General features: G+C 63.0%; 12 protein-coding genes. 6 read left to right on the plus strand and 6 right to left on the minus strand.

What is annotated here, in order from left to right; all coding sequences use genetic code 11:
* Position 1: 1 nt before the first annotated feature.
* The 3 genes from OUZ45_RS03405 to OUZ45_RS03415 all read left to right on the plus strand — a co-directional run bounded on the left by OUZ45_RS03405 (position 2) and on the right by OUZ45_RS03415 (position 6,171).
* Positions 2-3,103 carry an efflux RND transporter permease subunit gene (locus OUZ45_RS03405; protein ID WP_266168508.1) on the plus strand — a complete coding sequence of 1,034 codons (3,102 nt, stop codon included), beginning with the start codon at positions 2-4 and terminating at the stop codon, positions 3,101-3,103.
* A 490-nt stretch (positions 3,104-3,593) separates the two neighbouring features.
* The gene (locus tag OUZ45_RS03410) at positions 3,594-4,892 is read left to right on the plus strand and encodes a linear amide C-N hydrolase (protein WP_266168509.1); all 1,299 of its coding nucleotides are present in this window, start codon (positions 3,594-3,596) and stop codon (positions 4,890-4,892) included.
* 535 nt (positions 4,893-5,427) lie between these two features.
* Positions 5,428-6,171 carry a DUF1906 domain-containing protein gene (locus OUZ45_RS03415; RefSeq protein WP_266168510.1) on the plus strand — a complete coding sequence of 248 codons (744 nt, stop codon included), beginning with the start codon at positions 5,428-5,430 and terminating at the stop codon, positions 6,169-6,171.
* Between the two features lie 94 nt (positions 6,172-6,265).
* Here OUZ45_RS03415 and OUZ45_RS03420 read toward each other — a convergent pair whose 3' ends face one another.
* From OUZ45_RS03420 to OUZ45_RS03435, 4 genes are all read right to left on the minus strand, one after another.
* Complete coding sequence (locus OUZ45_RS03420) at positions 6,266-6,598, minus strand: hypothetical protein (protein WP_266168511.1); 333 nt, start codon at positions 6,596-6,598, stop codon at positions 6,266-6,268.
* A gap of 248 nt (positions 6,599-6,846) precedes the next feature.
* On the minus strand, positions 6,847-7,320 hold the full coding sequence (locus OUZ45_RS03425; protein WP_266168512.1) for a GNAT family N-acetyltransferase: 474 nt from the start codon (positions 7,318-7,320) through the stop codon (positions 6,847-6,849).
* 128 nt (positions 7,321-7,448) lie between these two features.
* Positions 7,449-9,224 carry an acyl-CoA dehydrogenase C-terminal domain-containing protein gene (locus tag OUZ45_RS03430; RefSeq protein WP_266168513.1) on the minus strand — a complete coding sequence of 592 codons (1,776 nt, stop codon included), beginning with the start codon at positions 9,222-9,224 and terminating at the stop codon, positions 7,449-7,451.
* Positions 9,225-9,293: 69 nt separating this feature from the next.
* Positions 9,294-9,776 carry a hypothetical protein gene (locus OUZ45_RS03435; RefSeq protein ID WP_266168514.1) on the minus strand — a complete coding sequence of 161 codons (483 nt, stop codon included), beginning with the start codon at positions 9,774-9,776 and terminating at the stop codon, positions 9,294-9,296.
* Between the two features lie 175 nt (positions 9,777-9,951).
* Here OUZ45_RS03435 and OUZ45_RS03440 point away from each other — a divergent pair, with 175 nt between their 5' ends.
* Positions 9,952-10,425, plus strand: a complete 474-nt coding sequence (locus tag OUZ45_RS03440) for an SET domain-containing protein (RefSeq protein WP_266168515.1) — start codon at positions 9,952-9,954, stop codon at positions 10,423-10,425.
* Between the two features lie 524 nt (positions 10,426-10,949).
* Here OUZ45_RS03440 and OUZ45_RS03445 read toward each other — a convergent pair.
* Positions 10,950-11,453: a GreA/GreB family elongation factor gene (locus OUZ45_RS03445; protein WP_266168516.1), complete on the minus strand. Its 504-nt coding sequence runs from the start codon at positions 11,451-11,453 to the stop codon at positions 10,950-10,952.
* 150 nt (positions 11,454-11,603) lie between these two features.
* Positions 11,604-13,643, minus strand: coding sequence for an elongation factor G (gene fusA / locus OUZ45_RS03450; RefSeq protein WP_266168517.1), 2,040 nt, complete (start codon positions 13,641-13,643; stop codon positions 11,604-11,606).
* Positions 13,644-13,884: 241 nt separating this feature from the next.
* Here fusA and OUZ45_RS03455 point away from each other — a divergent pair, with 241 nt between their 5' ends.
* A complete protein-coding gene (locus OUZ45_RS03455) occupies positions 13,885-14,919 on the plus strand; it encodes a hypothetical protein (protein ID WP_266168518.1) in 1,035 nt (344 codons plus the stop codon).
* Positions 14,897-15,766, plus strand: a complete 870-nt coding sequence (gene mddA / locus OUZ45_RS03460; RefSeq protein ID WP_266168519.1) for a methanethiol S-methyltransferase — start codon at positions 14,897-14,899, stop codon at positions 15,764-15,766. Before OUZ45_RS03455 ends, mddA begins: the two co-directional genes overlap by 23 nt.
* Positions 15,767-15,830: the final 64 nt, after the last annotated feature.

Consider the following 15,830-nt stretch of genomic DNA (forward strand, 5'->3'; position numbering starts at 1 on the left):
CATGCTTGCCACCATCATTCGCACCGCGCTGCGTCATCCCTATTGGGTGGCGCTGCTCGCCACCTTGCTGCTGGTTTTCGGCGTGCAGCACTTGCGCGTCGCCAGCTACGACGTGTTCCCCGAGTTCGTGCCGGCGCAGGTCACCATTCAGGTGGAATCGCCCGGCTTCACCGCGCTGCAGGTCGAGCAGCGCGTGACGCAACCGATCGAGAACGCCGTGAACGGCGGCACCGATGTGGATGTGGTGCGCTCGCAATCCATCCAGGGCCTGGCCGTGATCACCGCGGTGTTCAAGGAGGGCAGCGATCCGTTTCGTGATCGCCAATTGCTTGCCGAGCGTGTGACCGAGGCGGCCACGCGCCTGCCGCAAGGCGTGCAAACGCCAACGCTGAGTCCGATGGTTTCGTCGACCATGGATCTGCTGAAGATGGGTCTGGTCAGCGACAAGCTCGACCCGATCGCGCTGCGCTCGCTGGCCGACTGGACCATCAAACCGCGTCTGCTCGCCGTGCCAGGCGTGGCCGACGCCACCATCTTCGGCGGTGGCGTGCGCGAATGGCAGGTGCGTGTGCATCCCGACCGCCTCGCAGCCTTCGGTTTGACCTTGGAAGACGTGCGCCTTGCTGCCGCATCGGCCAGCGGTGTGCGCGGCGCCGGCTACATCGACACGCCCGCACAACGCGTGGTGCTCGAAGCCGACGGCACCTTGACCGACCCGGCGCAGCTGGGGCGCGCGATCATCACCCAGCACGCTGGTCGCAACGTTACGCTCGCCGATGTCGCGGATGTCGCCGAGCGCGCTGCTCCTGCCTTCGGCGATTCACGCATCATGGGCAAACCCGGTGTGCTGGTGGCGTTGAACAGCCAGTACGGCGCCAACACGCTGGAAGTCACCCATGCGGTGGAGGCTGCATTGGAAGACTTGAAGCCGATGCTGAAAGAGCAGGGCGTGACCCTGGTGCCTTCGCTGCATCGGCCCGCCACCTTCGTCGAGGTGGCGTTGAACAACATGCGCGATGCGCTGCTGCTCGGTGCCGCGCTGGTGTTGGTGGTGCTGGTGCTGTTTTTGCGCGACTGGCGCACCGCGCTGATCTCCTTCCTCAGCATCCCGCTGTCGCTCGCGGTGGCGGTGATGGCCTTCCAGTGGCTGGGCTGGACCATCAATACGATGACGCTCGGCGGCTTGGCAGTGGCGTTGGGCGTGGTGGTGGACGACGCCATCATTGACGTCGAGAACATCATGCGGCGCCTGCGTAGGGCAGGTCATGCCGCACCCCGCTTGCCGGTGGTTCTCGCCGCGTCGATCGAAGTGCGCCGGCCGGTGGTGCTGGCCACGCTGGTGGTGGGCCTGGTGTTTCTGCCGATCCTGCTGCTGCCGGGTCTGCAAGGCAGTTTCTTTGCGCCGTTGGCGGGCGCTTTCCTGCTTGCCACCTTCGCCTCGCTGTTGGTCGCACTGACGGTGACGCCAGCGTTGTGTCTGTTGCTGTTGCGCCCCGATCGGCATCATCGTGAGCCGCGTTGGCTGAAGCGCATGAAGCTCGCACAGCATCGCCTGCTGGAGCGCTCGCTGCCGCACGGCCGCGCGCTGCTGATCGGCGCGCTGCTGTTGGGCGCGCTGGCCGTGGCCGCGCTGCCGTTCTTCGGTGCTTCGCTGCTGCCGGAATTCCGCGAGGGGCATTTCGTCCTGCAGGTGATCGGGCCAACCGGCACGTCCATTGAGGAAATGACCCGTCTCGGCGAGCGCATCAGCAAGGACGTGCTGGCGATCCCGGGCGTGGCGACCGTATCGCAGCAGGTTGGTCGCGCGGAGGCGGTGCAGGACACCTGGCCGCCCAATCAGAGCGAGTTCCATGTCGAGCTCAAATCCGGTCTTGCCGCGAAGGATCAGATCCGTATCGAAAAAGCGTTGAAGAGCACGTTGGATGGTTATCCCGGCCTCAGTTCGGAAGTGGTGACCTTTCTCGGCGACCGCATTGGCGAATCGCTTTCCGGCGAAACCGCGCCGGTTTCGGTCAGCGTCTACGGCAGCGATCTGGAGACGCTGGACGACCTGGCTGCTCAAGTGAAGCAGACGCTTCAGCAGGTACCGGGCTCGGGCAACGTGCGTTTGTCCGAAGCGCCGACCGTGCCCACCTTGCGCATGGCGCCCAACCCCGATCGACTGGCGGCTTACGGCCTGCGCATGGCCGACGTGCTCGACACCGTCGCCGCAGCGCATCAGGGTGTCGTCGCGGGTCAAGTGTTCAGTGGCGTGCAGCCTATCCCCATTCGCGTCCAGCTCGATCCTGCCGCACAGCAGGACCCCGAAGCGGTGGGGCAGTTGCTGTTGCGCAATCCGGCAGGACGCAATGTGTTGCTCTCCTCCGTTGCAGAGACCGACCTGCTCGACGGTCGCGCCAACGTGTCGCATGAAAGCGGCCGGCGTCGCCTGGTGCTGGCGGTGAATCCCACTGCGACGGATGTGGTCGGTTTCGTCGCGCAGGCCCAGGCCGCGTTGGCGAAGAGCGTCAAGCTGCCTGCCGGTTACTACGTGGAATTCGGTGGTGCGGCCGAAGGTGCCGTACAAGCGCGGCACGATTTGATGTTGCATGGCGGCCTTGCCGGTGTCGGCATCCTTGCGCTGCTGATGATGGCCTTCCCCGATCGACGCAGCGTTGCGCTCATCCTCGCCAATGTGCCGTTCGCTCTGGTCGGTGGTGTCATCGCCGCGGCCGTTGCGGGCGGTGTGTTGTCGATCGGCGCGCTGGTCGGCTTCGTCACCCTGTTCGGTATTTCCGCCCGCAACACCATCATGCTGATCTCGCATTACGAGCATCTGGTGGAAGAAGAAGGTGTGCGCTGGAATCGCTTCACCGTGCTGCGCGGTGCGCGCGAACGCCTCACGCCGATCCTGATGACGGCCTTGGTGACCGCACTCGGCCTGCTGCCGCTGGCGTTGGGCAATGGCGAGCCGGGGCGCGAGGTGGAAGGGCCGATGGCTATCGTGATCCTTGGCGGCCTCGCGACGTCAACGCTGCTCAACCTGCTGGTGATGCCGGCGTTGGCGGGGCGGTATCTGCGCTTTACCGCAAGGACCGGTGCGGTGGAGCATCCTCTCGTTTGAGGTGACGCTTGGAATCCGTCTGCGTTGTCCGAGGGCAACGCAACGCTGCCTAAGAGTCTGTTCAAAGTCTCCGCGTAGCTCGTTGTAGGAGCGCACCCTGTGCGCGAAACGGCCCGCAAGGGTCGCGCTCTACAAAACACCGGCTCTGCTATGTAGTGCTCTCACTCGGGCTATCCATGGCCTTGCTCAGCGGGCGGTTTGCGTCGTGCAAACCGGCAGTCTTGCCGGTTTGTCATTCGGGCCATCCCTGGCCCTCACCCTGCGGGCGGCTTGCGCCGTGCAAATCGGCAATCCTGCCGGTTTGTCGCGCACAGGGTGCGCTCCTGCAAGCGTCTGCACGGCGCATCACCTTGGGAGACTTTGAACAGGCTTCTAGTGCACCTGCTGCCCCGGGCCTTCATGCAAGTCGGCAGATACAAGACGTGCACACGAAGTGCACGAGCCGATAGAGAGAATGCTTGCGCACGTCCATCATGGGGGAGGTATTTCTATGTGCACGAACATCCTGCTTAACGCGCCTGTCACGCCTGGCAAGGAAGAGCCTCGTCTGCACGTAAGCGCGCGTGTCATGGAGCTTCCAGGTTATCCGACATCCATGATCTACCAGGTTCCGAGAGGGCAGCAATTTCCACTGGCTCCCCCGCCTCTGAGAAATCCACTGATATGGAAGAACACATATGGCTTCGTCGGCATCGCCAAGACACGTCCGGAATTTGACGTGTTTCCTATCTTCGCGGATGGACTAAACGAAGAGGGTATGTCCTGTGGGGCACTGTGGTTAGCCGGAGCGGTGTACCCCAAGGACGAAGCAGGTGCTGCCATCAACCTTTTCTATTCTGATTTCGTCGCCTGGGTGCTTGGCAATTTCGCCAGCGTCATTGAACTGGAAGCTGCGCTCGATCTGGGGAGGATTCACGTCGTCAATCCTCTCCCGTCGAAAGACGATCCGCTGTATTTGCCGCTGCACTTCATCGCCATTGATAAGACCGGCGCAAGCCTGGTCGTGGAATTCATTGACGGAATCATGCGGAAGTATGGTCCCTCCTACGACAGCGCGCACAAGAACGGTTTGGGTGCCAGCGCCAACGGTGTGCTCACCAACGGCCCCGGTTATGACTGGCAACGTACCAACCTGGAGATTTACAGTAACCTCACGCCAACAGGCACCAAAACCTCAACCAGTTCGGTTTATCCCTTCGTCGGCAGCGGGTTGGTCGGGATGCCCGGTGATTCGACGCCGCCCGCGCGCTTTGTTCGCGGCGCGATGATCCAGCACAGCTTGAGCATGCTTGAAAAGAACGGCGACGGCTGGCTTCCCGCGCCGTGGCATCACACCTTGCCGGGGCGCGCCCACGGTTATGCCGACTCCGTGCAGGCCTTGGTGAACATTGCCTTGCAAGCGGTTCAGGTCGTCATGGCCACTCCATATGGCACGTTGCTGACACCGTCGTCGGCGAAGGGGGCCGGTGCGACGAAAGAGACATTGCACGTTGGCGATTATTCCGACTGGACGGTGGTGCGAGACCACACCCATGGCGTGCTGTACTACGTGAGTGCGTTCAACAACATCCCGCAGTCCATCGATCTGGCTGCGCTGGACTTCGCCAATGATGGTGACGCGCAGCACTTCCCGCATTTCCCGTCCATCGCTCTGCTCCCGCCACCGCCCGAACTGGGCTGGCATCAGGATGCGACGAAGTCCTTTACGCCACCAGCCTATCCTGGGAGTCCACTGACTCAGGCGCGTCAAGGTGCTGAAGCGGCGTCCAGGCCTGCTTCTCGGCAATAGCGAGTAGGGATGCCAGTATCGGGTAGGCAGCGGGTTTTCCTCGCTGTCCCGGTCGCGCCGTCCGTTCCCGCGGTAGTTTCAAGACTTTGTCTTGGGGCTTCCTGGCTAGTGTTGAAGCCCAGCTTGGCCGTCCAGTTATGGCTCGTCATTCCGGCGAAAGCGCCTCCGGCTTTCGCCGGAATGACGAGTGCGGTGAGTTCTTCGAGTCCCCCTGTTGTGTGATGCGCCGGGGTTTTCGTGCATGGTTCGCGGGCAATGCGGATTACGGAGACCGATGGTGAAGCATCACCATGTTTTCACGCTGGCGCAGCGAAGCTGATGAGGCAATGGGGGCGTGGGATAGCGCGGCTGCTCCATAAGCCCTTTTGGCCGCGCTTTTGGCCCTTGTCACACCAGGAGTTCGCGCCCCAGGCACTCATCGGGTATAGCCGGTATTTGGATCGATGCGGCTGGCTTCGCAAGCCATGCTCCGACCTTGCCGATTCGGGTAGTGACTCGATGGGTTTTTCGAGGTTACCAACAGGGGAGAACGAAAATGCCGACCGATCCTTATGGCACTCAGTCGCCTTCCACCTCGCCGTCCACCACTGCACAGGCCGTCGCCGCGCAAGCGGTCATGCCACTCCCTGGTACGGTGTGCAGCGCCCCGTCGGGTTTGCGCGGCTTCGATAGCGATACCGTGATATCCCACCGGACGGCCGGGCAATTCGTCGGTGAGGGCTACCGCTTCTGCTTGCGTTATCTGCCACACGCGGGAGGGGGTACCGCGGGGTGTCTGACGGCACAGGAAGCGAACGACATCCTCACGGCGGGGCTTGCCCTCATGCCGGTGCAGCACGTGCGGAAAGCGCCCTGGTCGCCGGACGGCCCGCTGGGGCAAAGCGATGGAGCCTATGCGGCAGCCTATGCGCGGAGCGTTGGCTTTCCAGTCGGGGTCAACGTGTGGTGCGATCTGGAAGGTGTCGACGGTCAGTCGAGCGCTCAGGATGTGATCGACTACTGCAACGAGTGGTACGACGCGGTGTCGCAGGCTGGCTACGTGCCTGGGCTGTATGTGGGCGCGAATGCCGGGTTGTCCGGGCAGCAGCTGTACTCGAACCTGCAGTTTCAGCACTATTGGAAGTCCTGCAGCGCAGTACCTGCGTTACCAGAACGTGGCTACCAGATGGTGCAGACACTGGTTCCGGGAACCGTGAACGGTATCGGCATAGATCGCGACATCACTCAGACGGACGGCGCGGGTGGGAAGGCACAGTGGCTTGCTGTCTCGGGCAGTTGACCTCGTCGTGATGTTTGTCCGTCACTACCGGCGCCAGAAACGACGAAGGAGCGCCATGCGCTCCTTCGTTGCTAGCTAAGAGTAGGTGCTGGGCTTACTTGCCGATGCTCTTGCTGACTTGGTTTTCCTGCTGGTTGAGGGTCTTCTGTTCTTGCTTGGTGATATGGCCGCCGTTCTGGCTCGCCATGTCGTGCTCTTCCTGGCGGATCTGGCGGTCGTCCTTGTGCAGCTGCGCCGCCTGGCCTTTGCTCAAGTCACCTTCCTTCACTTCCTGGTGGATGCGCTTGTTCTGGTTGTGCAGGCGGTTATTGACCTGCTCGCGGCGCGGATGATTCTTTTCCCACTTGGTATCCGTCGCCTGGGCCGTGCAGACGCCCGCACTGGCGACAATCAACGCACCGGCAATCATCATCGACTTGATCTTCATGGTGGACTCCCCGTTGTGGATGGTGGTGTGGCGAACAGTGCAAAAGTGCGCCGTCCGTGGTGCGCATCCTACGCAGACCCTTCGTCGTGGGAAGAGGGGGCGAAGAACGATTCAGGTGTGCGGTTCAGGTCTCCATCGCGCGAGTAAACGCAAGAAAAAATCCGCTGCTTCGGCGGTCAACCGAAGTACGGCCGATGCGTATGTCTTCCCCTTTGCGGGATCTCGAAACACGGGGCGAAACCATCGCCTCAACGCACCGGTTTCGCCAGGCGCAACAGATCCGCGCTGTACCCAGTGGCTTCGTACAGCGTCCGTGCCCGCTCGTTGTCTGGAAAGACGGCCAGCGTGATCAACTGGCAGCGATGCTCACGCGCCCAGTCCTCCGCATGCGCCAGCAGCGCCTTGCCCACGCCTTGCCCCTCATGCGATTGCGCCACCGCCAGATCGGAGATGTGACAGTTGGCGCGGCCGGTGAAGTAGTCCTGCGTTTTCTGCAGGTGGATGAAACCCACGCGAGCACCCTCGTCGTCCTCGGCCACGAACAGGAAGCTGTTGGCCGGCTGCTCCTCAAGGTGGCGTGACAAGTCTTTGCGGATGCCTTCGATGCACTCGTGGCGTCGTCGCCAGGGCGGCAGGGCGAAGTCCACGAAGCGGGGAACCAGGCCGAGAATGAAATCGTCGTCGTCTTCGGCCAGACGGATCAGGAAGCTCATGTCGTTCATGCGCTTGGCATTGGTGGAGAGGTGTTGCAGGTTCTACACCCGAGCGGCCCGTCGGCGGAAGTCCCAAACCTGCACATAACAAAAAGCCCGGCATCGCCGGGCTTCTTGTTATCCAGATGAGGATGGACTCAGGCAATCGCCGGCAACGTCTCCACGCCGGCTTCGATCGCCGCCTTGTGCATCAGGCAGCGTGGCAGGATGCGGGCGAAGTAGAAGCTGGCGGTGTCGCGCTTGGCCTGCTTGAAGGCGGCGGATTGGCTGCTGGTTTCGGCGGCGGCCACGCTGCGTGCCCACATATAGGCGAGGGTGACGTAGCCGGAGTAGTAGAGGTAATCCGTGGCGGCGGCACCGAGTTCCTCCGGGTTGGCCATTACGCGGGCGACCAGTTTCTGGGTGAGTTCGCTCCACTCCTTGGTGGCGGTGGAGAGCGGGCCGATCAGCGAGCGCAGCGAGGCATCCTGTGCGTGGCTCTGGCAGAACGCGCCGATCTCTTCGAGGAAATGCTTCGCGCCCGCGCCTTGCAGCTGGAGGATTTTGCGGCCGAGCAGGTCGGCGGCCTGGATGCCGGTGGTGCCTTCGTACAAGGTGATGATGCGGGCGTCGCGCACGAACTGCTCGATGCCGTTCTCGCCGATGTAGCCGTGGCCGCCGTAGACCTGCAGTGCTTCCTTGGTGCTTTCCTGCGCCAGCTCGGTGACTACGCCCTTGGCGATCGGGATCAGGAACGCGACCACGTCGCTGGCCTTCTTGCGAGCGGCTTCATCGGCGCCGCGCGCTTCGATGTCGGTTTGCAGCGAGGTGTACAGCAGCAGCGTGCGCGAGCCTTCGACGATGGCGCGCTGGGTCAGCAGCATGCGGCGCACGTCCGGCTGCACCAGCAGGTTGTCAGCCGCCTTATCCGGGAATTTCGGACCCGAGAGCGAACGCGACTGCAGTCGCTCGCGTGCGTAGTTGAGGCTGTTCTGCAGCGCGCGTTCGGACAGGGCCAGGCCCTGCACGCCGACGGCGAGGCGCGCGGCATTCATCATGGTGAACATCGCGGCCAGGCCCTTGTTCGGCTGGCCGATCAGGAAGCCTTCCGCCGCGTCGAAATTCATCACGCAGGTGGCCGAGCCCTTGATGCCCATCTTGTGTTCGATGGCGCCGGCGGCCACGGCGTTGCGGGCGCCTAGCGAGTCGTCAGCGTTCACCTTGAACTTGGGCACGATGAACATCGAAATGCCGCGGCTGCCGGTGGGCGCGTCGGGCAGGCGGGCCAACACCAGGTGCACGATGTTCTCAGCCAGGTCGTGGTCGCCCGCGCTGATGAAGATCTTGGTGCCGGTGATTTTGTAGCTGCCGTTGTCATTCGGCTCGGCGCGCGTCTTCAGCAGGCCGAGGTCGGAGCCGGCCTGCGGTTCGGTGAGGCACATGGTGCCGGTCCAGCGGCCTTCCACGATGGGCTTGAGGTAGGTGTGCTGCTGAGCCTCGGTGCCATGCAGCTCCAGCGCGTGGCAGGCGCCTTCGGACAGCAACGGGTACAGGCTCCACGACAGGTTGCCGGACTGGAACAGTTCCGTGGTGGCCGTGCCGAGCACCGCCGGCAGCGCCTGTCCACCGAACTCTTCGGCCATGGTCAGGCCAGCCCAACCGCCTTCGGCGAACTGCTTGAAGGCTTCCTTGAAACCCTTCGGCGTGGTCACCGTCTGGGTGGCCTTGTCGTAGTGGCAACCTTCCTCGTCGCCCGGACCATTGGTGGGCGCCAGCACCTGCTCACTGAGCTTGCCGGCTTCTTCCAGCACAGCGTCGAGCAAGTCGCGCGTATGGCCTTCGCCGCCCTGCAAAGCGGTCAGGGTCTTCTCCGCGCCCAGCACGTCATAGAGAGCGAAGCGCAGATCGTCGAGCGGAGCCTTGTAGATGGTCATGGCGAAGTTCCTACGGGGTGAAGGGGCGGACGGATAAAAGAGACGGATAAAAGAGAATGGGCGCGTCGATCAGCGCCAGGTGTTGGGAATGCCCGGCACCGGCGACAGCCAGTTGTTGCCGCGGAATTCGAAATCGCGCGCTTTGTCTTCCTGCTCAGGCTTGGCGCTGGCGCGGCCAGTGACGCTATAGGGCACGGAGCCGCTGCTGCCCTTGGTGGCAGCGGTCTTGAGCGCCTGGCTCATCTCGGCGGTGGGCAGCACGTTGATGCGGGTGATGTCGCCGGCGAAGGCGGGGATATCGAGATCGAAGCGGCTGTGCAGCCGCACCGGCACCAGCTCGGCCACCGTCAGCTCGCCGTCGACCGAGCGGAAATTCATGCCGCCGTAGCTGTTGTTCTGGATGCGCACGGTGAGCTGCCACTGACCGTCCGGCTGCACCGTCATTTCCTGGATGCTGATGGCGGGCGGGAACACGCTCTTGCGCGGCGGGCCGCAGGCGACCAAGCCAGTTGCCAAGGCACCCAAGGCGATACAGCGAAGCAGTCGTCTCATGGAATTCCCTCAAACGATTGTTTGAATATAGCAGGCGGTAAGGAGCGGGGAATAGGGAGTGGAGAACAGGGCCGGCAAGACAAGGCTGCGACGTTCCCCGTGCCCTAAAAACGATTCCCAATGCCACGCCAAGCAGGCATCATCGCGAGTTCCCTGCCGCTAGCCCTTGAAGCCCATGACTCGACGCATCATCGCCCGCCGCTCGCCGATCCACGGTAACGGTGTATTCGCTGCCGCCCCGATCAAGAAGGGCGAAGAAATCATCGAGTACAAGGGCACGCTGATGACCCATGCCGAAGCCGACGTGATGTACGGCGACGGCGGCGAAACGGGTCATACCTTCCTGTTTACGCTCAATGACGAATATCTGATCGACGCCAACCGCAAGGGCAATACGGCGCGCTGGATCAATCACAGCTGCGACCCGAACTGCCAGGCGCTGGTGGAAGAGAGCGAAAGCGGCAATCCGCGCAAGGACAGGGTGCTCATCGAGGCGATCCGCAACATCAAGCCGGGTGAGGAGCTCACTTACGATTACGGGATCACGCTGGATGTTCCGCATACGGCGCGGTTGAAGAAGTTGTGGGCCTGTTTGTGCGGGTCGCCGAAGTGCTGTGGGACTTTGCTCAAGCCTAAGCGCGGGCGTTGAGTTGGTTGGTTAGGTGGGTGACTCCAGCCTTGTGATGACGCTTCATCACTGATGCTTCCTTTCCCCTTCGGGGAGAGGATTGGGTGCTCGCGACATCGCCTCTACTTCGTCACCCCGGCGCAGGCCGGGGTCCAGTGTCTTTGCGCTTCGATTGTCGCGTCTGCGTGTTCTGGCTCGCCTGTCGCGGGCTTTCGAACCGCTGCCGCGGTCCGAGTCACTTTTCTCTGTTTGGCCAGAGAAAAGTAACCAAAAGAGAGGCCACCCCGGTTACGCGCCCTCCGGCTTCGCCTGCGGGTACGTGAGGTCTGGCCGGGCTTTTCGACACGACGTCCCTGTCGTGTCGAAAAGGCATCGACGTCCTGTCGATGCCCCCTTCGGGGCCTTGTCGTCCAGCCCTCACCGCTGCACAGGGGGCCCGGAGATCAAGAGCAACATCTAGAGCAAGAGCATGCGGGCTTCGCCCGCAATGGCGCTCATTTCGTGAAGGCAGTCTTCTCCCCGCTTCCGTTTCCTTTGATAGGCCGCTACGTGTCGTCGCCGTAGTCGATGGCGATGACCTCCACGGTCAGATCGCCGGCCGGGCGGTGCCAGATCACTTCCTCGCCGATGCGTGCGCCGATCAAGGCGCGGGCCAGGGGGGAGACGTAGCTGACCAGGCCGTGTTCGGCGTCGGCTTCGTCTTCGCCGACGATGCGGTAGCTCCGCTCGCCCTCGGCGGAATCCACGATGACGTGGGCGCCAAAGGCGACCCGGTCGCGTGGTTGCTGGGCGAGGTCGATTTCGATGGCGCTGGAGGTGCGCGTGGTCAGCCAGCGCAGTGCGCGTTCGACGGCGGCGAGTTCGCTTTGCTGGGACAAGGCGTCTTCGCCGGCTTTGAGTTCGTCTCGTCGCGCCTGCGCCGCGGCCAGCCGTTGTCGCAGCAGCTCAAGGCCATGCGGGGTGACGTAGTTGGGGTGCTCGCTCAGCGGGATCTCCGGCAAGGCGTTGCCGGGGTTCTCGTCCGCGTCCTTCACGAAGGCACGGCTCATGGATGTCCTCCTGCGTCATGGAAATTGACGCACGCTCTATCGGTGACATGGCGGTGTCGCGGGCCTGCATCAAGCGGCGCGACACCGGCTGGACGAGGCCGACGCGGAGGTGGAGAGCCGCATCGGCCAGAGGTATTCGGCAAGGGGTGTTCAATCTTCCTCGATCTTGGGTTTCCAGGCTTCGCTGAGTTGCTTCTGCACCGGCAGCGGTACCGGTTCGTAGTGGCTTAGATCCAGGCTGTAGCGGCCACGTCCGCCGGTCATGGCCTTCAGTTCGGTGGGGTAGTCGGTGAGTTCGGCCAACGGGGCCTGTGCTTTGATCACCAGCTCACCGCCACGATGGGTGTCGGTACCGAGAATGCGCGCCCGCTTGCCGGCGAGACCACCGGTGACATCGCCCACGTTCGATTCGGGAATGGCTACCTCGACGTCGACGATCGGTTCCAGCACGATCGGCCGCGCCTTACCCACCGCATCGAGAAACGCTTTCTTGCCGGCGCTGACGAAAGCCACCTCCTTGGAATCGACCGGGTGGTACTTGCCGTCGTACACGGTCACACGCAGGTCCTGCAGCGGGTAGCCGGCCACCGCGCCGCTCTCCATCGCCTGACGCACACCTTTCTCGATGGCCGGCAGGAACTGGCCGGGAATCACGCCACCCTTTACCGCATCGACAAACTCAAAACCGCTGCCACGCTCCAGCGGCTCCACCCGCAGGAATACCTCACCGAACTGGCCGGCACCGCCGGTCTGCTTCTTGTGCCGGTGATGGCCTTCGGCGCGGCCGGAGATGGTTTCGCGGTAAGCGATACGTGGCGGGTGGGTAATCACTTCAACGCCATAGCGTTCCTTCATGCGTTCCAGCATCACCTTCAGATGCAGGTCGGAGAGGCCGCGGATCACCGTTTCGTTGAGTTCCTTGTGGTGTTCCATGCGGAAGCAGGGATCTTCCTCGGATAAACGGGCGAGTGCCTGCGAGAGTTTCTGCTCCTGTCCCTTGTGCTTGGGCTCCAATGCCAGGCCAAACATCGGCTGCGGAAAATGCACCGGGTCGAGGTGGATGTGGTCTTCGTCGTGCGAGTCATGCAGCACGGCGTCGAAGTGGATTTCCTCCACCTTCGCGATGGCGGCAATGTCGCCCGGTACGACCTGCTCGATCTCCACATGCGTCTTTGCATTGAGTCGGAACAAGTGCCCGACCTTGAACGGTTTGCGTCCGTCGTCGATCAGCAGCTGTGTATCGCGGCGGATGGTGCCTTGCCACACGCGGAACACACCGAGCTTGCCCACGAACGGATCGTTGACGATCTTGAACACGTCGGCGATCACATGTTTCGACGAATCGGGGCTGACAGCAATCGGCTCGTTTTTCGCGTTGCGGAACGGCGGCGGGTTGCCTTCGGCCGGGTTGGGCAGCAGTTTGTCCATGACCTCCAGCAGTTCATTCACGCCGACGCCAGTGCGTGCGCTGACGAAGCAGATCGGCACCAGGTGACCTTCGCGCAGGCATTGCTCGAAGGCGTCGTGCAGCTGTTCGGGTGTGAGTGAGCCTTCGCCCGCATCGAGGTAGGAGTCCATCACCGTTTCGTTGATCTCCACCACCTGGTCGAGGATGCGCTGGTGCGCTTCCGCCAGGGAGGAGAAATCGGTGGTGCCTTCGCGATGGAAGAAACAGTCGAGCACCAATTTGCCGCCTTGGGCGGGCAGGTTCACCGGCAGACATTCGTTGCCGAACTCCTCGCGCAGCGCATTGACCAGCATGCCGAGCCGGGCACCTTCGAAGTCGATTTTGTTGACGATCAGCAGACGTGCCAGGCCGCGTTCTTTCGCGCGCTCCATCATGCGGCGGGTGGCGTGTTCGATGCCGTTGATGGCGTTCACCACTACGGCCACGGTTTCCACCGCGGCAAATGCGGACAGCGCGCCGCCGCGAAATTCCGCATAACCGGCGGTGTCGACCAGGTTGATATGGCAGTGGGGACGATCGATGCCGGCGATGCAGCTGTCGATGGAGTGGCCGCGCGCCTTTTCCTGGGTGTCGGTATCCGATTGCGTGGTGCCGCGCTCCACCGAGCCTTGGCTCTGGATGACGCCGCCAGCATGCAGCAAGGCCTCGAACAAAGTGGTCTTGCCGGAACCGGCGTGGCCGGCGAGCGCGATGTTGCGGATGTTTTCCGTGTTGTACGACACGATGCGACCCTCCTCTGCAGAGGCGCGGGATCGTGCCGGCGATGACCTGCGGCACCGCACGACGCCGCGCGAAACGGCTGACGATGGCGGGCCGTCATGGTCGTCCAGGCGTGCGGGACGCGGGGGCGGTCATGGCGGGGTGCGGCGCGTGGCGCCGTTTGCATAGACTTGAGCGATCGCGGGGCGGGGTCAAGCTGCACTGCGGGGCAGGGGAACCCCAGGGGCTTCGGACTTGTCTTGGATGGCTGACCCCGCGTGCTGCCAGGTAGGGCACACGCTTCCTCGCATCGAAGAATTCCCCATCGAACACGTATCGCAGGTCGAACATCACCGCTGGATCGCGCCCGCCCCCACGGAGCACGCTCGCGGCCTGACACCGCTGGACGGCCCCACCCGTGCCCTGCTGCACCAGTTGCGCTGGCGCAAGCCGCCGCGCGATCGTCGGCGGCTGTGGGTCGGTCTCGCGATCGCGCTCCTGCTGCACGTGATGTTCGTGGGCATCACCTGGTGGGAGATGCGTCCGCAACCGGTGCGCGAGGAGGTGCATGCACGATCCGGCGATGCGCTGCAGGTGCGGCTGATTCCGCGGCAGCGGGTAGCGCAGGCGCCGCCATTGCCAGAAGCGCCACCACCACCACCGACGCCTGCCGCGCCGCGCCCGGCGCCCGTGCATGAGGCTCCCTCGAAAAATGCTATGACGGCGAGCCTGCCGGCTTCAGCCGCGAGCAGCACCCCGCCGCCGCGACTGTTCGATCTCAACGGCCGGCCGCTGTTGCCGAACGAAACTCCGCCGCCGGCGCCGGAGACGTCGGGCTATGTGCAACGCGCGCCGCAGGGCGATACGCGCATGATGCAGCACGGCAGCCCAGTGAAGTACCAGGCAACGCGCTTCGACAAAGACTGGGACAAGAGCAAAGACATTGTCGACGGTGCTTTGCACAAGGCCGTCGAAAAGACCACGGTGAAGCACACCTTCCACCTCGCTCCGGGGTTGCGCATTCATTGCGCCATATCGTTCGCCGCACTGGCGGGCGGTTGCCTCGGCGACCCACCTTCGCCGCCGTCGGCCAAGGATGGCGACGAGCGCCTCAACATGGCGCCGTCCGCCTCGCTGGCACCGATGCCCAGCCTGCCCAAGCCACCCAGCGAGGCGGAATGCATCGCCATCTATCGTGATGGCAAGCCGCTGCCGCACGGGTGTCCGGTCGACACGCCGAACCGTGCAGTGGATGCCGAACTGCGCGAGCGCGAGAGTGCCGGCGTCGCTGGCAAGTGAAGCGTCGCTTCGCACGGCAGTGACGCCGTGTTCACCTGGCAGCTGTTCGGATCAAGGATCAGGTCAGGAGAGCGAAGATGCTGTTCAAGTGCGTCTGGAGTATGCCCCGGTGAGCCGGATACTTGCCTTGCTGTACGGCGCGGCATGCTATGTCGTTTTCCTCGCGACCTTTCTCTACGCGATAGGGTTCGTTGGGAACGTGATTGTGCCCAAGACGATCGATTCGGCAACATCCACGTCGCCCGCCATGGCGTTATTGATAGACGCGTTGCTGCTGGCGGTCTTCGCCATACAGCACAGCGTGATGGCGCGACCGGCTTTTAAGCGCTGGTGGACTCGGCTGGTGCCGCAGGCGGTCGAGCGCAGCACCTATGTTTTGTATGCGAGCCTGGCGTTGATATTGCTTTTCTGGCAATGGCGACAGCTGCCCGGCGTGCTATGGCAGGTCGAGGACGCTGTGGCGCTCCAAGTGGTATGGGCGATCTTTGCCTTGGGCTGGTTGCTGGTGCTTGCCAGCACCTTTTTCATCAATCATTTCGATTTGTTCGGTGTGCGCCAGGTCTATCTGAATTTCAAGCAAAAGATGGATGCGCCCGGGGAATTCAAAACGACCTGGCTTTACCGATTTGTGCGGCACCCGATCATGCTTGGCTTCATCATTGCCTTCTGGGCAACCCCGCGGATGACCGTGGGGCATCTGGTGTTCTCGGTGGGCACGACGGTTTATATCCTGATCGCCTTGCGGTTCGAGGAGCATGACCTCTCGGTGCAATACGGCAGTGTTTACGACGCCTATCGAAAGAGGGTTCCGATGTTGCTGCCGCGATTGAAGTCGCAGAAGGAATAACCCGTTGTGGTGGCAGGACGGCAGCGCCCGAACAACCGGGAGCCGCCACCTCGCTGCAGCATAA

The organism is Dyella subtropica, from assembly GCF_026283965.1.
Classification (GTDB): Bacteria; Pseudomonadota; Gammaproteobacteria; order Xanthomonadales; family Rhodanobacteraceae; genus Dyella_D; species Dyella_D subtropica.